Source organism: Ornithinimicrobium sp. (assembly GCF_030537745.1).
In the GTDB taxonomy this organism is placed as follows: Bacteria; Actinomycetota; Actinomycetes; order Actinomycetales; family Dermatophilaceae; genus Ornithinicoccus.
Genome location: NZ_JAUNVI010000032.1, coordinates 12,847 through 34,613 on the forward strand (window position 1 = coordinate 12,847; position 21,767 = coordinate 34,613).

The following is a 21,767-nucleotide window of genomic DNA, read 5'->3' on the forward strand; positions in this document are numbered from 1 at the left end:
CTGGCCCATTGTGTCTTGAGTTGCTCCGAGAAGCACAGGGGGACATCCCCCGGGTCCTGGGACGAAGGCACTCCCCAGGTGGAAGAGCGCCGTCTCAGAGCAGTAGGCGGTAGCCGAGCAGGTTGATGCCGGGGACGGGGGTCCAGTCGAGTTCCGGGACCCGGTGGAAGCCGCAGGTCTCATAGAGACGGTGCGCGCTGGTCATCCACTCTGCGCTGCAGAGCACGACTGCCTGGTAGGCCTCCCGCTCGCTACGCTCGATAACTGCCTGCACCAGGGCGGAGCCGACGCCGCGGCCCTGGGCTGGCGGGTCCACGGCCAGCATCCGAAACTCCGCCTCACCTTGCCTGGAAACCTCACGCTGACCCGAGCCGATCCCCGCCCAGGTCACTGTCCCCACGATCTGCCCGTCCATCTCCGCCACCCAGACCTCGGCGTCGACAGCCCGACCGGCGCTGTCGCGCAAGGCTGCCCAGTAGGGAGCTTCGGGGGCCATCCGGCTCGGGGCGTAGGCCCGGACGAGCAGGTCGCCGATCGCGCCGTAGTCGTCGGTCGAAGCGCTGCGGATGATCACGCTGGCACGATAGCGCCGGGCGGGGTGCTCATCGGCGCAGCGACAAGCCGACGGAGACCTCGTCGCCAAGCTCGATCCCTTCGGCGGCCCTCACCTTGTCCTTGACGGGCACGAAGAAGGATCCCTCGCGGGGCCACAGCGACGTGCTGAAGTCGGTGGACCCGATCCGGACGGTCACCGGGATCATGCCCCAGCCGTAGGTGACCTCACGCGCGACCCCCTGCACCCACGCCGCCTCCTCCGGCGGAAGGATCACGAAGTGAAACGGTGCGGGGCCGCGCCACTCGATGATCTCTCCGCTGAACGTCAGATCGAGGTCTGTCTCCTCCATGGCGTCGACGCTAGCGGCAGTCGCGGACAGCTGTCGTCCTCAATCGGGGGGCGGCTCGGAGGTGAGCGATAGTGTCTGAGCGTGCCCGATGACGAAGCGACGCAGGAGACCCTTCTTCGGACGAGGCCGACCGGACTCATCGACCGGCTGCCTCCCCGTCCGACGGACCGGTCGTGGACCGACGAGGCCGTGCGGCGGTTGCGCGCCGATGCCAACCGCAGCGCCGACACGCACCTGATCAAGTTGCGCATGCCGGCAGGGTGGGACGTCGACGTCTATCTCAAGGACGAGTCGACGCACCCGACCGGCAGCCTGAAACATCGGCTCGCGCGCTCGCTCTTCCTCTACGCGCTGTGCAACGGCGTCATCCGCGAGGGCACGACGGTCATCGAGGCGAGCTCGGGGTCGACTGCGGTCAGCGAGGCCTACTTCGCCCGAAGGCTAGGGCTGCCTTTCATCGCGGTGATGCACCGGGACACGAGCCTGGAGAAGATCGCGCTGATCGAGCGGGAGGGGGGCTCGTGCCATCTCGTCGATGATGCGGCGGCGGTGTATGACGTGAGCCGGGAGCTGGCCGAGCGCTACGACGGCTACTTCATGGACCAGTTCACCTATGCGGAGCGGGCCACGGACTGGCGCGGTAACAACAACATCGCGGAGTCGATCTTCGAGCAGCTCGCCCTGGAGCCGCACCCGGTGCCGGCGTGGGTCGTGGTCGGCGCGGGCACCGGAGGAACCTCCGCGACGGTCGGACGCTACGTCCGCTACAAAGGTCACCCGACGCGGTTGTGCGTGGTGGATCCGGAGGGGTCTGCCTTCCTCCCAGCATTCGCCGGAGAATCGGACGGCTTCGAGCCGTGCGGGTCGGCGATCGAGGGGATCGGTCGGCAGCGTGTCGAGCCGAGCTTTGTGCCGGGTGTCGTGGACCGGATGTGCGGCGTGCCGGACGCGGCCTCGATCGCGGCGATGAACTTCCTGAAGACCCAGGTCGGACTCTCGGCGGGCCCCTCGACGGGCACCTCGCTGTATGCGGTGCTGCGGCTGGCGTGCGAGATGCGAGCAGAGGGCACGCCAGGCTCGATCGTGACCCTGCTCTGCGATGACGGCAGCCGCTACGTCGACACCTACTGCTGCGACGACTGGGTGGTCGATCGGCAGTGGGACCTGAGGCCGTATCGGCGGGTGCTGGAACGGGCGTGGGACACCGGCGTCTGGGACGAGAGCTGACCGGACGGTCGGCCCTGCCACACCGGGCGGTCGCTGCAGCCGTTCAGCGGCCGGCTGACCCAGACGTAGGCTCAGGACCGTCCGCGCTGCGGAATAGTCCGGGTCCTCGCAGGCTTGCCTCTGCTGGCCGCACGCCTCAGCACCAGGAGCATCCACGTGGCACAGACCGCACCCCGCATTACCGACGAGACCCGCCGCGCGGGTTTACGGCAGATGCGTTTCGTCGCCACCGGCCTTCTCGTGCTGATGGCCATCGTCTACGTGCTCACCCACGGCCGCGACGGCGCCTGGGCTTACGTCAACGCCGCCTCCGAGGCCGGGATGGTCGGCGCCTTCGCAGACTGGTTTGCCGTCACGGCGCTCTTTCGGCACCCCCTAGGCATCCCGATCCCGCACACCGCGCTCGTGCGCCGACGCAAGGACGAGCTGGGGGCGAGCCTGGAGCAGTTCGTCACCGACAACTTTTTGACGCCGCAGGTCATGCGTGAGAAGTTCCTCGACGCGCAGGTCGTGCGGCGTCTCGCCGACTGGCTGCGCCAACCCGAGAACGCCGAGCGGATCGTCTCCGAGGCGGTCCCCTTTCTCCGTCGCGGCATCGAGCGGATCGACGAAGAGGAGCTCCGCGTGCTGGTCGACGAGCTCGTCATCCCGCGCGTGCGTCGAGAGCCGTTGTCGCCCCTTGCCGGTCACCTGCTCGAGCGCGTCGTCGAGGACGGGTCACACCATGGCCTCGTCGACCTCGCCATCCGGGAGCTGCACGCTTGGCTGGCGCTCCACCAGGACCAGGTCGAGGCCATCGTCCGGTCCCGCGCTCCGGTCTGGGCTCCCACCTGGGTCAACGACCAGGTCACCCGCCGGGTCTACACCGAGACCTTGCGCTGGGCCAGCGACGTCAGGGACAACCCGGAGCACCAACTGCGGATCGCCGTAGACGACTACCTCGCGGAGATGGGCAGGGACCTGCAGAAGGATCAGCGCACGATGGAGCGCTTCGAGTCCCTCAAGGAGCGTCTCCTCGATCATCCCCAGGTCAGCCAGACCGGCGTGCGGCTCGGGGAGACCCTGCGCTCGGCGGTGCTGGATGCCCTCGACGACCCCTCTGGGCATCTGCGCACGAAGATGGCGACTGAGCTGGCCGACCTCGGCACCAAGGTCGTCCTGGACGACACCCTGCGCGCTCGGCTGGACGCGTGGAGCGCTGACCTGGTCGTCAGCCTGGTCACGCGCTACGGCCCCGAGATCACTTCGGTCATCTCCTCGACCATCAAGCGCTGGGATGCCGACGAGGCCTCCGACAAGATCGAGCTGCACGTCGGACGTGACCTGCAGTTTATCCGGCTCAACGGCACGATCGTGGGCGCGCTGGTCGGACTGATCATCCACGTGGTCTCCACGTTCCTCTGAGCGCTGACGCCGCCCACTGGCGGCGCTCCTGTGGATAACTCCAGCGGACAGGTGGCCTTTCGGGGCACGCTCCCAGCTATGAGTTTTGACGATCTTCCCCGCGACTGGCCGAGCCGTCCGCTCCGCGACCCGGACTTCACCGCCGATGTGCTGGACCTGTGTGTCAGCGACCAGGACCGCACCGCCGGCGGCCTCGCGGTGCTCTTCTGCCGCCGCGATGACACTCTTGCTCAGCCGGTCTTCGTGGGCGACATCCCCGACGAGCAAGGACTGCTGGACGCCCTGGTCAGCCTGGGCCGCGCGACCGTGGAAATGCCGCCGGTCGCCGGCGCCGTGATGGCCATCGTGCGTCCCTGGGGAGCGGTGTGCGACGGGGACCGCCGAGCGCACCAGCAGGCGATCGAGGTGTGCCGGGGGGTGGGGATCACCTTGCTCGGCATGTATGTCGTGACCCGCACTTCGATCTCGTGCCTTCCGGTGGCCCCAGAGCTGGTCCGTGGCACCGGGGCCGCCTAGCGCCCGGCCTGGGCCAGGAACGACACGATCTCGGAGGTGTGTCGCAGCAGGATGCCCAGGTGGCCCGCCTCCGTGTCCTCTACCAGCGGGACCCCCAACCGGTGCGCCAGGGACCGGCCGGACTCTACGGCGACGGTGCGATCTCGCGTCCCGTGCCAGACCTGGACCTGCGGCCGGCCGGCTCGGTCCGTGCCCGCAGACTCGGCCCGTCGCAGCGCCGCAGCCGCCCGGTCCAGCGACGGGCTCCAGTCGGTGGCCAGCAGCTTGTCGTCGTGCGCCCACCCCTGGGGTCCGGGTGCCACCGCGTGCTGCCACGCCCGCGCCAGGGTGCGCACGACCCCCGGAGTCGGCACCTGATGGCGCAACGCTGGTATCTGCCTCATGAGCGGGTGCACCAAAGAGACCGCAGCCCCGGCAGCACGGTCCAGCCCCGGCAGCCGCGCGACCCAGGTCACAACGGGTAGCAGGATGCGGCGCCACCACAGCTCCCTCGCGGTGAGCCTGACACCGCCGTGGTCCGATGCATCCGTCCGAGGGCTCTCCGTCACCAGCGCGGCCGGTGCGACCAGGGCGGCCGCCGTGATCCGTCCCGGCCAGGCGGCCAGGCACGCCACGACATAGGGTCCGCCGCCTGACCAGCCCAGGAGCGCGAAACGTCCAAGCCCGAGCTGGTCTGCACACTCGGCCACTGTCTGCGGCCAGTCGGCGACCGTCCGCTCCTCCCGGTGGGGCGAGCGACCCATCCCTGGGCGATCCAGACTGATGATCCGCACCCCGGCCCGATGTGCTGCCGGCCCGAGCAAGGCCGCCTCCGTGCGCGACCCGGGCACCCCGTGGAAGTAGAACGCGGGGACGCCGTCGGGGTCGCCATACTGCGACCATGCGATGGTCCTGGACCCCACCATGAGGCGCCCGGGGTGCAGCGGCTCGCCGGCCCCCATCACCAGATCCCCGGATCTGTGTCAGTCTGAAAGCACATGACCCGCAGACGGAGGTCAGTCGAGGGAAGTGGTGACGTGCCAGAGCGATCCGGGCGGGCCGCCATACCTCCGGAGTCAGAGCCGTTGACACCAGCGCGATGGGCGTGGCCTGCCCGCGCCGGCCACGCCGTCGTGCGGGCGCCCGTCTCCGTCGGGCTGGCCGTGCTCGTGACCGTGGTCGCCCTGCTCGGTGCCCGGGCCAGCGAGTGGCTCGAACCGGCCGTCGTGCAAGATCTGGGCCTGACCGGGCCGGAAGTGGTCACCTCCCTACTGTCCTCCTCCAACGCGTGGTCCGCAGCGCTCGCCGTCATCGCCTTGCTCACCGTGGGGATCGCCGCCGAACGTGCGATGGGAACTCTTCGGTATGCCGTGACCGGCCTCCTCGGCAGCGTCACCTCGATGCTCGTCACCGTGGCGTTGTGCCACGGCATCGCGCGCCTCGATCCAGGGTGGGGCCAGCACCTCCTCACCGCGCCGATGGGCTCGCCCTGGGTGTGGCTGGCCGTCACGGGACTGGCGGCCTCGGTGCGGCTGCCCACGATGTGGCGCCGCCGGGCCTGGGCCGCGATCTTCGTCGTGCTCGGTGTCGTCGTGCTCTTTGCGGGGGAGCCGGGAGACCTGGCCGCGCTCGTCAGCGCGCTGCTTGGACTCCTCGCGGGGGCGCTCCAATGGCCAGATCGGGTGCGACGAGGGCCGGTGGTGGGCAGCCGCAGCGAGGTCCGCGTCCTGATCGCCACGGCCGTCGCCGGCGTCGTCGTGGGCACGGTGCTGTCGCTGGGTTCCACCCATCTGGTCGGGCCGCTGTCGGCGACCAGGTTCGTCTTCGCCCAGGCCAGTTACGACGCTAACCAGGTGGCTGCCATCTGCGCGGACGCGAACCGGGGGCGGGAGTGCGTCCGCGCGACCTATGTCCTCAAGAGCGCGGGTGTCGGCGCCCTGGTGCTCGCCATGCTGCCTCTTCTGATCCAGTTGGTGCTGGCGGAGGGACTGCGGCGAGGACGGTGGGCCGCGATGGTCGGGACGGTGGCGCTCAACCTCCTGCTGGCCGGACTCGCGGCCGCGCACGCAGCCCTCCTCTCCTGGCACCAGGAGCCGTGGATCCTTGGACGCCACCTCGACCTGGATCTGAGCCCCTGGCCGGGCGCACGCCTGGGGGTGCCGATCCTCGTCCCCGCGCTGCTCGTCCTGCTCGTTTTGCTCAACCGGCGGGCGTTCCGGGTGCGTGCCGCACCAGGGACCTACCTGCGGTTCTGGTGGCGGGTGGGCCTGTCCGTCCTGGCAGTCCTGCTGGCCATCGTGCTGGGCGGCGCGGTGGTGGCAGACCAGTTCGTGCCGAGAGCGACCTTCTCCGGGCTCCTCGGAGATGGGCTTGTGGCGCTCCTGCCCTCGCCGGCGCTGACCGTCCTGACGCCGTTGCTGCTGCCCGAGGGTGAGATCGCCAAGGTGCTGTTGGAATGGCTGCCGATCATCCCGTGGCTGGTGGCCGCAGTTCTCCTCTTCAGTGCTCAGCGGACCGTGTCGGCGCGCACCGAGAGCAGGGAGCACTATCGAGAGCTGGTGCGCGCGGTCGCCCCGCGCACCGCCACCCTCGCCTGGATCGGCAGTTGGCAGGGCAGGCGGATTTGGACGTCTCCGACGTGCCGTGCTGCCGTTGCATACCAAGCCCACGGAGGAGTCGCGCTCACTGTTGCCGACCCGGTGTGCGCGGAGCAGGACCTAGCGCAGGTGGTCCGCGAATTTGCCCAGTTCTGCGCCGAGCACTCCTGGGTCCCCGCGCTCTACTCGGTGCACGCGCCCACCGCCGACCAGACCGAGGCGCTGGGTTGGTTCCGTGTCCAGGTGGCCGAGGAGACCGTCCTGGAACTGACGAACCTGACCTTTTCGGGTAAGGCCTTCCAGGACGTCCGCACCGCCATGAACCGGGCGACCAAGGAGGGGGTCACGTCAACCTGGACGACTTGGGCGGAGGCGTCGCTGCGGACCCGGGCGCAGATCAGCGCGATCTCTGAGGAATGGGTGGCCGACAAAGCGCTTCCCGAGATGGAGTTCACTCTCGGCGGGCTCGCCGAACTCGACGACCCCGAGGTCCGGCTGCTCCTGGCCCAGGACGCCGACGCAGTGGTGCAGGGGGTGACCTCCTGGCTGCCCATCTATGCCGACGGCGCCAAGACCGGTCTGACGCTGGACTTCATGCGGCGCCGGGAGGGTGGCTTCCGGCCAGTCATGGAGTTTCTTATCGCGCGTGCGGCGCTGGACGCGAAGGCAGACGGGCTACGGGTGCTGTCCCTGTCCGGGGCGCCACTGGCGCGCGCACCGCAGGCCGATGTCGACCCGCCCGGGCCGGAGCAGCCGCCAGAGGCTGCCCCCGTGGCCCCGGAGGACGAGACGCTGGTGCAGTTGCTGGACCTGCTGGGTCGCATCCTTGAGCCCGCCTACGGTTTCCGCTCGCTGCACGCCTTCAAGGCAAAGTTTGGGCCGACGTACGCGCCGATGTACCTCTGCTTCCCCGATCCCGCGGACCTCGCTGTGGTCGGACGCGCGGTGGCCCAGGCCTACCTGCCAGAGATGTCCCTTTCCGGGCTGCTTCGGGTCGGCCGCACCCTGGTCCGAGGACCGTCGTGAGACAGGCCCTCGGCGCGATCCCGCTGCTGATGAGCGGCACGGTCGTGGCCTGCTGGATCGCCGCGGTCGTGCTCGTCGGGGCGCTGTGGTCGACCCGCACGAGGCTGTTGGCGCTGCCGCCCCAGCTGCTCCTGGCCACGGTCGCGGTCGTCGCCGCGGTCCTGTGCTGGTGGCTCGTGGACCATGTATGGATCCCGGTGGCCGACGGCGTCGGTGTCTTTACCTGGACCTGGGTCGGGGTGATCGTGCTCGTGACCTTGCAGGTCTTCGTCGGGCCGTGGCGCGGCAGGGGTTGGCTCGGCCTGGTGGCGGGCCTGGTCGCCATCCTCGTGATGGTCCTGGTGGCGACCGCGGCTGTCAATGCACACTTCCGCACCTACCCGACCGTCGCCGACGCCCTCGGTTGGAACATCGATGCGGTCCCGCTGTCGGCGGTGGACCTGGGGCCGGTGTCGGCACCGACGGTGGTGGACGGTCCGCTCGATCAAGGGTGGCGAGCCCCGGCGGGGATGGCCGAGCGCGGCACCGTCGTCACGGCGGCGATCCCGGCCACCGGCCGGGCCTCGACGGACGCTGGTGGCCCGGCTTTCACTCCGCGTGAGGCGTATATCTACCTACCACCTGCCTACTTCACGGAGCATCGTCCGCTCCTGCCGGTGCTGGTGCTGCTCGCGGGCGTGCCTGGGCAGCCGCGCGACTGGCTCACCGGCGGGCAACTCCGAGCGACGATGGACCAGTTTGCGGCCGCTCACGACGGGCTGGCCCCGGTGGTCATCGTCCCTGATCCGATCGGGAGCACCCTGGCCAATCCGCTCTGCTCGGATACCTCCCACGGTGACGTCGCGACCTACCTGCAGCGCGATGTCCCGGACTGGATCACGACAACGCTCCAGGTCGATCCCGACCACCAGCACTGGGCGATCGGCGGGATCTCCAACGGCGGGACCTGCACGATGCAGGTGGTGACCCGTGCACCGGAGGTCTATCCGAGCTTCCTGGACCTCTCGGGCGAGCCCCACCCGACCCTTGGTCCTGCCGCTCGCACCCTTGCGCGCGGCTTCGACGGGGACCCGCAGCTCCAGGCAGCCAACGACCCGTTCACCCTGATGGAGCGGCGGTCCTACCCGCAAGTGGCCGGGATCGTGTCCGTCGGGCGCAACGACGCGGTCTACCGTGCTTCGCAGCACGAGGTCTACCGACGAGCACGCGCGGCCGGGATGCAGGTGCAGATGCGGGAGTACGACGGTGGCCATGCGTGGACCCTGTGGGCGGGGGCGTTGCGTGACCAGCTGCCGTGGCTCAGCGAGCGGCTCGGTCTCACCGCCGCCAGCTGAGTGGGGAATGCGCTGACTCGTGGTGCGCCTGGGTGGCCTCACCCTCGCGGCTCGCCGGCGGCCGCCTATGGTGGCCGCACCACCGTCGATGTCGTGGTGGCGGACGCGACCGGTCCGGACAGCGGCTTGGCGACCGCGACCAGCTCGATCTGCCCCTCGGGCAGGGCCGCCGCATCGGGGAAGACGCGGAACGGAGGCTGGTCGTCAGTGCCCAGCACCTGCCACTGCTCTGCACCCACTGCGCGAGCAGCGAAGGTCACCTGCACGAACGGCATACCCACGTCGGCCATCGCAGTGCCCTCCGCACTGCCCTCCGTGGTGACCTGGGCGGAGATCTCCGCGCGGCCCGTCAACTCGGCTGAGGTGATCGCGATCTCTAGCGGAGCGTCGACACCGGGCGCGGCCGACGTCGCGCGGTAGACCACCGCCGACAGCGGCGGCACCTTGATGCTGACCTGCATGTCGGACCCAGAGGTGATCCCCACCGCCGCGCCGTAAACCGGCTCGAACTGCGTGTCCGCGCTGAAGGTAGTGAACGTCGTCTCCGCAGGCGTCACGTCGTTGTTGACCGCGACGAGATACTCGATGCCGTCCTGCGGCAGCAGGCGGCTGAAGGCGAAGACGCCCGCCCCCTGCGCGGCACCCCGATGGATCTGGGCGCCGTCGGCCAGCGCGGGGTGCTCCTGGCGCAGCGCAGAGAGTTCGACGAGGTGCTGATAGAGCGGCGCGGTGGTATCGAAGCGATCGCGCGCGCCCGGCTCCCCGAGGACGAGCTCCTCCTCGGCATACTGCTCGACCTGGGTCGCGAACAGGTCCTGGCGCGCATCTTTGTCGCCGCCGCGGCCGATCAGCCCCTGCTCGTCGCCGTAGTAGACCACGGGCTGGCCACGGGTCAGGAACATCAGGGTGTGCCCAAACTCGACCCGCTCGAGAAGGTCGTCGTGGATCAGCGCGGGACCCTGCAGGAACGACGAGAGGCGCCCCATGTCATGGTTGCCCACAAACGTCGGAAGTGCGTAGGCGTTGGAGTCGGCGTCGGTGTACCAGTCGTCCTGGGCATAGAAGTCGGCGAGCGCCGCCGCCGACTCACCACTGGCGTAGGCCGTGGCGCTGGACTGGAAGCCGAAGTCCAGCGTGGCGGGCAGCCGGCCGGTCGTGGTGTAGCTGCTCATCACGACGGGGTTGGCGTCATAGACCTCGCCGAACATGAAGAAGTCGTCGTTGCCCTGGGCGGCCGCATACTCCAGGATCGCTGGTCCGAAGTCCTCCCAGAACTCGATGTTGACGTGCTTGGTGGTGTCGATCCGGAAGCCGTCGACGCCGGTGTCGACCCAGCGTGAGTAGATGTCGATCATCCCCTCGACCACCTCGGCCTGCTCGGTCGCCAGGTCATCCAGCCCGAAGAAGTCGCCGTAGAGGGAGGACTCGCCCTCAAAGGTGCTGTTGCCTCGGTTGTGGTAGCGCTGCGGGTCGTTGAGCCAGTCAGGGACCTTGACCGTCTCATCGCCGGGTGCGAGGAAGGGGGTGTAGGGGGCCTCGCCGAGGGGACGGTAGGAGTATTGTCCCTCCTCGTAGTCGATGACGTCCGCGGTGTGGTTGGTGATGATGTCCAGAAAGACCTTGAGGTCACGGTCGTGCGCCTCCTCGACCAGGGTCGCCAGATCCTCGTCGGTGCCTAGGTGCGGGTCGACCGAAGTGAAGTCGGTGATCCAATAGCCGTGGTAGCTGGCGCTCTCCTGGCCCTGCCCTCCCTGCACCCACTGGTTGGTCATGACCGGCGTGAGCCAGATCGCGGTGATCCCCAGACCTTGGAGGTAGTCGAGTTGCTCGGTGACTCCCGCGAGGTCGCCGCCGTGATAAAAACCTGAGTCGGTGGGGTCGAAGCCGTGCTCACGCCGGCCGCCCTCGACACCAGCGGTGTCGTTGGTCGGGTCGCCGTTAGCGAACCGGTCCGGAAGCGCGAAGTAGAAGCGCTCCCCGGTGAGCGGCCCACGCAGGCTGTCCTGCGCCAGGGCCTGCACGGCAGGCTCCACCGGGGTGTCGGCGCTCTGGCTAGCGACCGCATCGGGGGTGGTGGGGGGCTGGACCGGGTCGGGTCCCTCGTCGAGCAACGAAGGAACGGCGATCGCGGCGAGGATCACTGCGATCACTGCGCCGATGACCAGGTTGCGCTGCATGTCGAGCAGTATGCCGTCCACCGCTGCCTGTTCCCGCAGCCGAATCGGGTTGCGCCGACTCGTACAGTGGAAGGCGTGCCCGAAACCAGCCGGCGCCCCCGAGGGCAGAGCCGCCCCCGCCGCCGCGGCAACAACGACCCACGGCAGCGGGGGGAGGGCCAACTGCGCCACCGCGACGCGCGACGGGCGGCCCTACCGAGCCCGCAGGCCATCACCTTCCCCGCCGAACTTCCGGTCAGCGAGCGGCGCGCGGAGATCCTCGCCACGATCCGTGACCACCAGGTGGTGATCGTCGCCGGCGAGACCGGCTCTGGCAAGACGACGCAGTTGCCCAAGATCTGTTTACAGCTGGGTCGCGGCGTCGACGGCATGATCGGCCACACCCAACCCCGCCGCATCGCGGCCAGATCGGTCGCGGAGCGACTGAGCGAGGAGCTGGGCAGCACGCTGGGCGCCCTCGTCGGCTACCAGGTGCGGTTCACCGACGAGTCGCGCGCGGACACCCTGATCAAGGTGATGACCGACGGCATCCTGCTCGCCGAGCTGCAGCGCGACCGGATGCTGCGCCGTTATGACACGCTCATCATCGACGAGGCGCACGAGCGCAGCCTCAACATTGACTTCATCCTGGGCTACCTGCGCCAACTGTTGCCCCGTCGTCCCGACCTCAAGGTGATCATCACCTCCGCGACCATCGACGTGAATCGTTTTGCTGCGCATTTCGCCGACGCCGACGGCCGCCCCGCGCCGATCATCGAGGTCTCGGGCCGCACCTATCCGGTGCAGGTCCGCTACCGTCCGCTGCTGCGAGAGGGGCCGCCCACCAAGGCGGGCCAGGCGACCGAGGTCGAGGTCGATCAGGTCACCGGGATCTGCGAGGCGGTCGAGGAGCTGTGGACCGAGAGCACGGGGCGTGATGGTGCAGGAGAGGACATCCTCGTCTTCTGCTCCGGCGAGCGGGAGATCCGCGACGCCGCGGACGCGTTGTCCGGTATGAAGCTCCCCGGGACCGAGGTGCTGCCCCTCTACGGTCGGTTGTCGGCCGCCGAGCAGCACCGCGTCTTCTCCCGGCACGGGGGGCGGCGGATCGTGGTGTCGACCAACGTCGCGGAGACGTCGCTGACGGTGCCGGGGATCCGCTATGTCATCGACACCGGCACAGCGCGGATCAGTCGCTACAGCCAGCGGCTCAAGGTCCAGCGGCTCCCGATCGAGCCCATCAGCCAGGCCAGTGCCAACCAACGCTCGGGCCGCTGCGGACGACTCTCCGACGGCATCGCGATCCGCCTCTACAGCGAGGAGGACTACCTGGGCCGTCCGGAGTTCACCGACCCCGAGATCCTGCGGACCAACCTGGCCAGCGTCATCCTGGCGATGACCAACCTTGGGCTGGGCGAGATCGAGAAGTTTCCCTTCATCGAGCCACCGGACTCACGCCAGGTGACCGACGGCGTGCGGCTGCTCACCGAGCTGCAGGCCATCGACCCGGCAGCACCGGCGCACCTGCCGCGCGAGCGAATCACGCCCTACGGACGGGCGATCGTGGCGCTGCCGGTCGATCCGCGACTGGCCAGGATGCTCGTCGAGGCAGAGCGGCACAGCGCGCTCAAGGAGGCGCTCGTCATCGTGGCAGCCCTCTCGATCCAGGACGTGCGCGAACGGCCGGTGGACAATCAGGCGCAGGCGGATCAGCTGCACGCCAGGTTTCGGCACGTCGGTGGGGCGCCGCGGGATGACGGCGCTCAGCAGCACCGCGCCGCCGACGCGGAGCCGGTCCGGGTTCAGGGCGCGCACGGTGCCGGACCGGCAGACCGGCGCCGTGGCAAGGGCGCCAAGGGCGCCAAGGGTGGCAAGGGTGGCACCGGCCAGCAGGGACCCAAGGCTGATCTCGTCGACTCCGACTTCCTGGTCCTGCTCAACCTGTGGCGATATGTGCAGCGTCAGCAGAAGGACCTCTCCGGCAGTGCCTTCCGCCGCCTCTGCAAGGCCGAGTACCTTCATTACCTGCGCGTCCGCGAGTGGCAGGATCTGCATACCCAGCTCAGGGCAGCCACCCGCAACCTCGGTCTCGAGCTCAACGAGCACCCGGCCACTGCGGACCAGATCCACGAGTCCATCCTGCCCGGGCTGCTCTCCCACGTCGGGCTCTACGAGCGGGAGAAGCGTGACTACCTCGGGGCCCGTAATGCCCACTTCGTCCTCCAGCCCGGCTCGGTCCTGCACCGCCGCAACCCCGACTGGGTGATGACCGCGCAGCTCGTGGAGACCTCGCGGTTGTGGGCCCGCACCAACGCGGCGATCGACCCCGCCTGGGTCGAGCGTGCCGCTGCGCACCTGGTCAAGCGCAGCTACTCCGAGCCGCGCTGGTCGCGCTCGGCCGGAGGCGCGGTCGCCGACGAGAGGGTGACGCTCTACGGCATACCCCTGGTGGCCGGGCGGCCGGTCCCGCTGGGTCGCATCGACCCGCAGACCGCGCGTGACCTCTTCATCCGGACCGCACTGGTCGAGGGGGACTGGGACACCCGACACGAGTTCTTCCACGCCAACCGGCGCCTGCTCCGAGAGGTCGGTCAGCTCGAGGAGCGCGCCCGACGCCGCGACATCCTCGTCGACGACGACACGCTCGTGGACTTCTACGACCAGCGGATACCGGCGGAGGTGGTCTCCGGCACCCACTTCGACACCTGGTGGAAGGGGGCTCGGCGAGCTGATCCGACGCTCTTGACCTTCACCGAGGAGCTGCTGATCGCCGGTGACGCCGACTCCGTCGACCAGGGCGACTTCCCCACGAGCTGGACGCAGGGGGAGCTGACCTTGCGCCTGACCTATCAGTTTGGGCCAGGGGCCGGTGCTGACGGGGTGACGGTGCACCTGCCCGTCGAAGTGCTCAACCAGGTCGAGGAGGAAGCCTTCGACTGGTTGGTCCCGGGCCTGCGTGAGGAGCTAGTGACTGCGCTCGTGAAGGCCCTGCCCAAGGATCTGCGGCGCAACTTCGTCCCGGCACCTGATCATGCGCGGGCTGCACTGGTGGGTATGCAGACCGCTGGCACTGTGGGTGTCGTGCCCGTCCGTGAGGCGCTCGCTGAGGAGCTGACGCGACGCGGCCTGGTGCGGGTGCACGCCTCGGACGTGCAGTGGGAGCGGGTCCCGGACCACCTCAAGATGACTTTCCGGGTGGAGCGCGCCACCAGCCGCGGCAGGGCGCAGATGCTGGGCGAGAGCAAGGACCTGGCGCAGCTCAAGGCCAGCCTGGCCGGAGCGGTCCGGACCACGATGGCCGCTGCAGCGGCGGGGGTCGAACGGGTCGGCCTGACATCCTGGCCGGCCGACCTCGATCCGTTGCCGGAGCATTTCTCCCAGCAGGTCGGCTCTCGGGTGCTGCAGGGTTTCCCCGCGCTGGTCGACACCGGGGCCGCCGTGGACGTGCGGGTGCTGGCGACCCGGTCGGAGGCGGACCGAGCGACCCGAAGAGGCCTGCGCCGGTTACTGCTGCTCAACACCACCCCGCCGTGGAAGCGGCTCCTGGCCCTGCTGACCAACGCGCAGAAGCTCTCGCTCGGCCATAACCCGCACGGGTCCGTGCCGGCGCTGCTCGACGACGCCCTCGCGGCGGCGCTGGACTCGGTGGTCGCAGGGCTGCCGGGGGCGACCGTGCGCACCCCGGCACAGTTCGAGCAGGCGCTGGTCGCGGTCCGGTCCCAGAGCATGCCGCGAGTGTTGGAGATCGTCGAGGCGTTGGTCCCGATCCTGGACAGTGCACGGGAAGTCTCGTTGCGGTTGCAGCGGCTGACGGCACCGGCTGCCAGCGACCTGGCGCTCGACCTGCGCCGCACGCTCGATGAGCTGGTCCGGCCCGGCTTTGTCACCGAGGTCGGTTGGGCGCGCCTGCCGCGGATGGTCATCTGGCTGCGGGCAATGGTCGAGCGGCTCGACAAGGGGGTCCAAGATCTGCCCCGCGATCGCCAACGCATGGAGACCATGGCGGTGGTCGGTGAGGAGCTGGAGACCTTCCTGGCCCGCTTGCCCCCTCATCGCCGGCATGACCCTGACGTGAGCGACATCGTGTGGTCGCTGCAGGAGCTGCGGGTCTCCCTCTTCGCCCAGCGGCTTGGCACCGCCGGGCCGGTGTCCGCCAAGCGCATCTATGCGGCGATGGATGCCGCCGACGCCGCCACGCCCTAGAGCACCGCATAGCCTGTCGCCATGCTCTGGGTTGGTCTGTCCGGCGGGATCGGGTCGGGAAAGTCGACGGTGTCAGCGCGCCTGGCCCGACGTGGTGCCCTCGTCATCGATGCGGACCTGATCGCGCGTGAGGTCGTCGAGCCAGGAAGGCCTGCGCTGCAGGAGATCCTGCAACGATTCGGTGCGCAGGTGCGTGCGCCGTCGGGGGGGCTGGACCGGGCGGCGTTAGGGAGCATCGTCTTCGGTGACCGGCAGGCGCGCCGTGACCTGGAGGCGATCACGCATCCGTGGATCCTCGGACGGACCAGGGAGCTGCTCGACGCGGCTCCCGAGGACGCCGTCGTCGTGCACGACATCCCGCTGCTCGTCGAGCTGGGCCGAGCAGCCGACTATGCCCTGACGGTGATCGTCTCCGTCTCCGAGCAGGAAAGGCTGCGGCGGCTGGTGCAGACGCGCGGGATCGACCCGCAGGCCGCCCGCGCCCGGATCGCTGCCCAGGCCACCGATGAGCAGCGGATCGCTGCCGCCGACGTCCTGCTCGACAACGAGGGCACCCGCCCGGACCTGCACACGCGCGTAGATCGGCTATGGCACGAGCGGCTGGTGCCCTTCGAGGTGGCGCTGCGTAGTGACGCCGCGTCGCACTCGAGCGGAGCGCTCGCCGTCGAGTCGTCGACACGCGTGGCGGGGGATGCGGCTCGGGTGCTGGAGCGGGTGCGGCAGGCCCTCGGGGACAGCCTCCGTGGGGATCACCTACGCAGCGCCCGCGCGCCAGGGCAGGTCGCCATGGACGTCCTTGAGCTGCAGGTGGTGGTGCCTGACGTAGCGGTGCTGGACCTGCCCGAGGTCCGGGACCGACTGCGGCGGCGTGGCCTGCTGCTGCTGGAGGAAGGGTGGGACGACGGCGCGCACGAAGTGGCGCAGGAGCCCGAGCCATCGAGTGTCGACCACCTGAGCGGCTGGCCCGAGCGGATGATCGCTACGGCCGACCCCGGCCGAGTGGTCCATTGCCACGTGCACCCGCTCTCTTCACCGGCGTGGCGCCAGGCGCTGCCCGACCAGCCTGCTGCTCGCTGACGGCAGCGGGCGACTATTCGCCCTCGTCGGCCGCGCTCGGCTCTCCGCTGCCCTCACGGCTCTGCCAGGTGCACACGCACACCTCGTTGCCCTCCGCATCGGCCAGCACCCAAAACGAGGGCGCAGCATCGTCCGAGACGAGCGTGCCGCCCGCAGCTAGCGCCGCCTCGATCCGCGGTGTGGCCATGTCGTGCGCGAGCGTGAGGTCCAGGTGAAAACGGTTGCGCTCGGTCCGGGGCTCCTCCATCTGCTGGAACCACAGGGCGGGCGCGCGACCTGCCGGGTCGAAGAGGTCACCGTCCTCGTCGGTGTCCAGCCCCAGCACGGCCGCCCAGAATGGCCGCACCGCGTCGGCGTCGCGCACGTCCAGCGCGATCTCCAGACTGCTGACCTGCGCCGGCAGCGCAGACACGCCCAGCGCTGCCGCCGCCGCGCTGATCCGGCGCGCCAACTCCCGGTCGCGGTCGGTCAGGTGTCCCACGTCATGGCTGACCGTGGTGACGCTCAGGTGCGGATAGCGCAGGTCGACGTCCGGGTGATGGTTCAGCGACTCCGCGATCTTCGTGATGTCGGCAACCAGTCGCGCACCCGTGACAAAGTCGCCGGTGGCAAAGCGCGCGCTCAATTTTCCGAGCAGCACCCGCCAGTCAGTGAGGTCGGCCGCTGAGCTGGCGTCAAAATCGGTGAGTCGTGAGTTTTCCATACCCCTTGTCTACTCCGTCTGTGTCGGCACGCTCAGGCCAAGCTCCTGCGGCAGCTCCGGCGCCTCCTCGCCCCGGACGTGCTCGGCCAGGAAGCCCTCGACCACGGCATACCAGACCTTGGCGTGCTGAGGGGCGAGGATCCAGTGGTTCTCCTTGGGGAAGTACAGGAAGCGGTGGACGGTGCTCCCATCGGCCGCGGCCGGGAGCCCGGACCTGGACAACAGCTCGTACCACAACCGCAGCCCTTCGCCGATCGGCACGCGATAGTCACGGTCGCCATGGATGACCAACATCGGCGTGACGATGTCTTCCACAAAATGGTGCGGGCTGTTGGCCTCACCCATCTCGCTCGTCATCTCCCGCTGCCAGTAGTAGGCCGCGTCCGTCGTCGGCCCGAAGCCGTCAAGGGCCCACAAGGACGCGTGCGTCACGATCGCCTTGAAGCGGTCGGTGTGACCCGCCACCCAGTTGGCCATGTAGCCGCCGAAGGACCCGCCCATGGCGGCGGTCCGCGTCGCGTCGATGTCCTCGCGGGCCTCGACCGCGTCGGTGATCGCCATCAGGTCGGTGTAGGGCGCAGCGCCCCAGGCGCCCCAGCCGCGCTGGATGAAGTCCTGTCCATAGCCCGTCGACAACGCGGGATCTGGCAGCAGCACGGCATACCCCTGGGACACCAGCAGCCACGGGTTCCAGCGCCAGCTCCAGGCATTCCACGAGCCCAACGGTCCGCCGTGGATCCACAACAGCAGGGGATGCCCACCGTCGCGGCGATCGGCCGGCAGCGCCAGCCAGCCGCGCACGCGGGAGCCGTCCGGGGCCGTCGTCTCGACTTCCTCGAGGGTGCCGGGCAGCTGCGGGCGCTCGACCGGTCCGGGCAGTGTGTCGACCTCGCCGGTGGTGAGGTCGAGCCGCACCACCTCGGGGGGGAAGAGGTAGGAGCTGCGCACGCCGTAGGCCGTCGTGCCGTCCGGGGCGAGCACCAGGTCGCTCCAGGCCGCGTCGTCGTGCGTGACCTGGGTGACCTCGCCGGAGGCCACCTCGATCCGGAAGACCGGTCGACGCCCGTCGCTGTCGGCCAGCGCCAGGATGCTCTTGCCGTCCGGCGCCCACGCGACCGGTTGGGCCCACCGGTCCCAGCCGTGCGCGAGGGGCGTCAGCTCCCCGGTGGTCGTGTCGATCACGAACAGCTGGGGGTTCGGCGCCGTGGTCGGGCTTGAGATCGGGCCGAGTGTGATGACCGCACGGGTGCCGTCGGGGCTGATCGGGCCGGCCTCGACGTCGGTCGCATCGCGGTCCAGGAGGGTATGGCGTTCGTCGGTGGCCAGGTCGAGGCGCACTAGGGCGGAGCGTCGGTCGGCGCGGGCCTGCGGGATGTCGATCGCGAGCAACGCAAAGGTGCCGTCGGGGGAGACGACGGGCGCTGGCTCGTGGAGCGGGGTCGGCAGATCCTTGGTCAGGTGACGCAGCCACAGCTCCGGCGAGCGGTCGGTGGTGCCGGGCAGTGGCGGCGCAGCCTCCGCCTCGTGGTCGTCCAGATCGGCGACCGGGTCGGCGCCATGCTCGACCGCGAAGACCTGCGGCGTCTCCGGCCCCAGGTCGTGGTCCCAGAACCGGACCGGATAGCCGGAGTGCAGGATCGCATCGACCCCGCCCTCCTTGCGTGCCTTCGACAGGGCGGCATGCTGCTTCTCGTCCTGGGCGCCGGGCAGTCGCCCCGCCACGACCAGGACACGGTCGGCCTCCCGAGCCGTGACGACCCCCGCGATCCCGCCCGGTCGGCTCAGCACGACGCGAGCTTCACCACCCCGGGCCGGAATCAGCCAGAGCGCAGAGCGCGGCTCGTCGTCGTCGCTGTCCGGTGCGGGGCGTGAGGAACTGAAGTACAGGTCGCCGTTGGCCGCGAAGGCGGCCCCCGCCTCGCCCTTGGTGCTGCGGGTGAGCCGATGGGCTGGCTGGCTTCCGGAAGGGTCGACCTCCCACAGCGCAGTGGCGTATGCCGTGCCCTTGCGGTTCAGGGTCGCCACGGTCGTGACGAGACGGCTGCCGTCGGGGGAGAGGGCCGACCCGGACACGCGAGGGAGGGCGACATAGTGGTCGAGGTCGTGGAACGCGGACACAGGTGCGGTCATGGGCTTCTTCTTATCACCCGCAGGCGAGCGCCCTGCGTCAGCGTCCGTCGGTACGGTAATCTGGCGTCCTCGGAATCCAGCGACTGACCTGGGCGTTGCACCAACGACGACGAGAGGAGAACGACATGCCGACGCACTCGCCACTGTTCCGGTTGGAGGCCGACGCCGAACGCCAGCCCCAGCCCGCACCCCTGCTTATGGTGTCGCTGGAGGGCTTCCTGGACGCCGGTCACGTGCGCTCCACCCTGGCCGAGCACCTGCTCAACACCCTCGAGCACGAGGTGGTCGCGAGTTTCGACGTCGACGAATTGATCGACTACCGCTCGCGCCGGCCGTTCATGACCTTCGACTCCGACCACTACTCCGACTACGACGACCCGTCCCTCATCCTCTACCGGATGGCCGACGCCGCTGGCGAGCCCTTCCTGTTGCTGCACGGCATCGAGCCGGACTTCCGTTGGGAAGCCTTCATCGACGCCGTCCGCCAGCTCGGCCTGGCCTTCGGGGTGCGCCGTGTCGTGAGTGCGCACGGCATACCGATGGCCGTCCCGCACACGCGTCCGGTCGGGACCACTCGCTTCAGCAGCGACCGTGCTCTGCTGGGGGACTTCACCCCGATCTTCGGCCAGATGAAGGTGCCGAGCAGCGCGGACTCCCTCCTGCACCTGCGCCTTGGCGAGTCGGGGTTGGCGACGATGGGGGTGGCCGTGCACGTCCCCCACTACCTGGCCGACACGCAGTTCGGCGATGCGGCGGTGGCGGCCCTGGACGCGGTCATGGAGCTCACGGGACTCGTGCTCCCCACCACGGACCTGGTCGAGATGGCGGCGCTGACGCGCAGCCGGATCGAGGAGGAACTGTCGCACAACGACGAGGCTCGTGAGGTGGTCGCCAACCTTGAGCAGGGCTATGACCGGTTCATCGAGGGCCAGCGTCAGCGCAGCCTGCTCGCCTCCAAGGAGGCCAACTTGCCCAGCGCGGACGAGATTGGCGAGGCCCTGGAGGCCTTCCTTCGCGAGGCCGAGAGCACCGGGACAGACGCGCCCGACACGCACGCTACGGAGCCGGGCGAGGAGTAGGACACGCTGCACTCCGGCGCCCTCTGCCCGAGTGCGCACGACGCGAAAACTCGCGCTTCCCGTGCGAGAATTGCTACTTCTGACCAGTCCACCAGGAGGACACTCGTGGGTCTTTTCGACTCCAAGGACGACCGTCCCGTCACTACTACTTCGGCCCCGGCGCCGCAGCCGGACGGCGCGCTCGACAAAATGGCGCAAGCCTTTATCGGGCGGCTGATGAACTTTGGGATCGACGGCATCGGGCCGGTCGATTCGGCCGCCGAGGTCGTGGCCAAGGCGCGCAAGAAGCACGGCGACAACGTCGACAAGGCGATCCAAGAGGTCGTCAGCGACCACGTCAAGGCGGCTGGGGTAGGTGGCTTCCTGACCGGCTTCGGGGGCTTGGTGACCATGCCGGTGTCGCTGCCCGCCAATGTCCTCGAGTTCTATACGATCGCCACCCGCATGGTGGCCTCGATCGCCGAACTGCGCGGCTACGAGGTCAAGAGCGAGGGGGCCCGCGCGGCGGTCCTCCTGACGCTCGTCGGCGCGGACGCTGACGACCTCATCGCCAAGGCCGGACTGTCTGCGGCCAATCTCACCGGCTCGGGCCGCCTGGCACGCCTGGCGGTCACCAAGATGCCCAAGGCTGCCGGGATGATGATCAACAAGGCCGTCGGTTTCCGGCTGCTGACCAGCGTCGGTGGCAAGGCGCTGAGCCGGTTCATCCGGTTTGTCCCGGTCGCGGGCGGCATCGTCGGTGCCGGTCTGGACGGACTGCTGATGAAGCGGATCGCCGACCATGCCCGCACCGAATTCGCCGCGCGTGTGCCCGGCGAGGAGTCGACGGCTATCGCCGAGTAGTGACGCAGGCCCTCCGGGGTTATCCACAGGTTGAGCGAGCGGGCCCGGCATCATCGGGTCCGCTCGCGGCACTGTGGAGGTATGACGAACAACCAGACCTCGGCTCCAGCCTTGCGGGGCGCTGCGCAGCTGCTCGCGACCCTGCCCTATCTGATCGGCTATCGACCCGACCACTCATTGGTGTTGGTCCTCACCCTGCTCGAGGATGCCAGGCGCCCCGGGTCCGTCGGGTCGAGATCGGCGCGGGTGGCGATGACCGTCCGCGTGGACCTGCCGCCGCCAGGGGGAGGTGCCGAGTTGGTGGCAGCGCTCGTAGAGCCAGTGCGGCGTGCGATCAGCGGAAGTCGAAGTGGCAGTGTCGTTGGGAACGGGTCCGAGAAAGGGCGCTGCGGGCCGACCATCGCGCTGCTGCATGCTTTCGCCCTCGACGTGGACGACGTCGTGGCGCGGGAGCTCCTGGCGCAGTTGCACTCGAAGTTGTCGCCCGTCGCGGTGGTGGTCCATGACTATTTTGTGGTGCACGGCGAGCGATATCTGCCGTTGGTCCGCAACGGGGTGTCCGACGACCGCAGTGACGATGACCGCAGC

General features: G+C 69.4%; 16 protein-coding genes. 10 read left to right on the forward strand and 6 right to left on the reverse strand.

Annotated elements, in window-relative coordinates; genetic code table 11:
- Window positions 1-94: 94 nt before the first annotated feature.
- Together Q4P07_RS08465 and Q4P07_RS08470 are read right to left on the reverse strand one after the other, a co-directional pair.
- Complete coding sequence (locus Q4P07_RS08465; protein ID WP_303374472.1) at window positions 95-574, reverse strand: GNAT family N-acetyltransferase; 480 nt, start codon at window positions 572-574, stop codon at window positions 95-97.
- 28 nt (window positions 575-602) lie between these two features.
- Window positions 603-905 carry a DUF1905 domain-containing protein gene (locus Q4P07_RS08470; RefSeq protein WP_303374473.1) on the reverse strand — a complete coding sequence of 101 codons (303 nt, stop codon included), beginning with the start codon at window positions 903-905 and terminating at the stop codon, window positions 603-605.
- A 138-nt stretch (window positions 906-1,043) separates the two neighbouring features.
- Between Q4P07_RS08470 and Q4P07_RS08475 the strand changes: the two genes are divergently transcribed.
- The 3 genes from Q4P07_RS08475 to Q4P07_RS08485 all read left to right on the forward strand — a co-directional run bounded on the left by Q4P07_RS08475 (window position 1,044) and on the right by Q4P07_RS08485 (window position 4,052).
- The gene (locus Q4P07_RS08475) at window positions 1,044-2,132 is read left to right on the forward strand and encodes a PLP-dependent cysteine synthase family protein (protein ID WP_303374486.1); all 1,089 of its coding nucleotides are present in this window, start codon (window positions 1,044-1,046) and stop codon (window positions 2,130-2,132) included.
- Window positions 2,133-2,288: 156 nt separating this feature from the next.
- On the forward strand, window positions 2,289-3,536 hold the full coding sequence (locus tag Q4P07_RS08480) for a DUF445 domain-containing protein (RefSeq protein ID WP_303374474.1): 1,248 nt from the start codon (window positions 2,289-2,291) through the stop codon (window positions 3,534-3,536).
- A 78-nt stretch (window positions 3,537-3,614) separates the two neighbouring features.
- On the forward strand, window positions 3,615-4,052 hold the full coding sequence (locus Q4P07_RS08485; RefSeq protein WP_303374475.1) for a hypothetical protein: 438 nt from the start codon (window positions 3,615-3,617) through the stop codon (window positions 4,050-4,052).
- On the opposite strand, the gene Q4P07_RS08490 is transcribed toward Q4P07_RS08485, so the two are convergent.
- Window positions 4,049-4,993, reverse strand: coding sequence for an alpha/beta fold hydrolase (locus Q4P07_RS08490; RefSeq protein WP_303374476.1), 945 nt, complete (start codon window positions 4,991-4,993; stop codon window positions 4,049-4,051). The genes Q4P07_RS08485 and Q4P07_RS08490 overlap by 4 nt on opposite strands.
- Window positions 4,994-5,068: 75 nt before the next feature.
- On the opposite strand from Q4P07_RS08490, the gene Q4P07_RS08495 reads away from it, so the two are divergent.
- Together Q4P07_RS08495 and Q4P07_RS08500 are read left to right on the forward strand one after the other, a co-directional pair.
- A complete protein-coding gene (locus Q4P07_RS08495; protein WP_303374477.1) occupies window positions 5,069-7,654 on the forward strand; it encodes a bifunctional lysylphosphatidylglycerol flippase/synthetase MprF in 2,586 nt (861 codons plus the stop codon).
- Window positions 7,651-8,988: an alpha/beta hydrolase family protein gene (locus tag Q4P07_RS08500; RefSeq protein ID WP_303374478.1), complete on the forward strand. Its 1,338-nt coding sequence runs from the start codon at window positions 7,651-7,653 to the stop codon at window positions 8,986-8,988. Before Q4P07_RS08495 ends, Q4P07_RS08500 begins: the two co-directional genes overlap by 4 nt.
- Window positions 8,989-9,053: 65 nt before the next feature.
- On the opposite strand, the gene Q4P07_RS08505 is transcribed toward Q4P07_RS08500, so the two are convergent.
- Complete coding sequence (locus Q4P07_RS08505) at window positions 9,054-11,165, reverse strand: alpha-amylase family glycosyl hydrolase (RefSeq protein ID WP_303374479.1); 2,112 nt, start codon at window positions 11,163-11,165, stop codon at window positions 9,054-9,056.
- A gap of 162 nt (window positions 11,166-11,327) precedes the next feature.
- Between Q4P07_RS08505 and hrpA the strand changes: the two genes are divergently transcribed.
- Both hrpA and coaE read left to right on the forward strand, forming a co-directional pair.
- Window positions 11,328-15,347 (forward strand): ATP-dependent RNA helicase HrpA, encoded by a 4,020-nt coding sequence (gene hrpA / locus Q4P07_RS08510; RefSeq protein ID WP_303374487.1) that lies wholly within the window; start codon window positions 11,328-11,330, stop codon window positions 15,345-15,347.
- Between the two features lie 21 nt (window positions 15,348-15,368).
- Window positions 15,369-16,424 carry a dephospho-CoA kinase gene (gene coaE, locus Q4P07_RS08515; protein WP_303374480.1) on the forward strand — a complete coding sequence of 352 codons (1,056 nt, stop codon included), beginning with the start codon at window positions 15,369-15,371 and terminating at the stop codon, window positions 16,422-16,424.
- A 13-nt stretch (window positions 16,425-16,437) separates the two neighbouring features.
- On the opposite strand, the gene Q4P07_RS08520 is transcribed toward coaE, so the two are convergent.
- A complete protein-coding gene (locus tag Q4P07_RS08520; RefSeq protein ID WP_303374481.1) occupies window positions 16,438-17,127 on the reverse strand; it encodes a VOC family protein in 690 nt (229 codons plus the stop codon).
- Between the two features lie 9 nt (window positions 17,128-17,136).
- Complete coding sequence (locus tag Q4P07_RS08525; protein ID WP_303374482.1) at window positions 17,137-19,257, reverse strand: alpha/beta fold hydrolase; 2,121 nt, start codon at window positions 19,255-19,257, stop codon at window positions 17,137-17,139.
- Between the two features lie 125 nt (window positions 19,258-19,382).
- Here Q4P07_RS08525 and Q4P07_RS08530 point away from each other — a divergent pair, with 125 nt between their 5' ends.
- From Q4P07_RS08530 to Q4P07_RS08540, 3 genes are all read left to right on the forward strand, one after another.
- The gene (locus tag Q4P07_RS08530) at window positions 19,383-20,336 is read left to right on the forward strand and encodes a PAC2 family protein (protein WP_303374483.1); all 954 of its coding nucleotides are present in this window, start codon (window positions 19,383-19,385) and stop codon (window positions 20,334-20,336) included.
- A gap of 105 nt (window positions 20,337-20,441) precedes the next feature.
- Window positions 20,442-21,179, forward strand: coding sequence for an EcsC family protein (locus tag Q4P07_RS08535; RefSeq protein ID WP_303374484.1), 738 nt, complete (start codon window positions 20,442-20,444; stop codon window positions 21,177-21,179).
- Window positions 21,180-21,260: 81 nt separating this feature from the next.
- Window positions 21,261-21,767 (forward strand): DUF4192 family protein (locus Q4P07_RS08540; protein WP_303374485.1); only part of this gene is annotated, 507 nt, incomplete at its 3' end.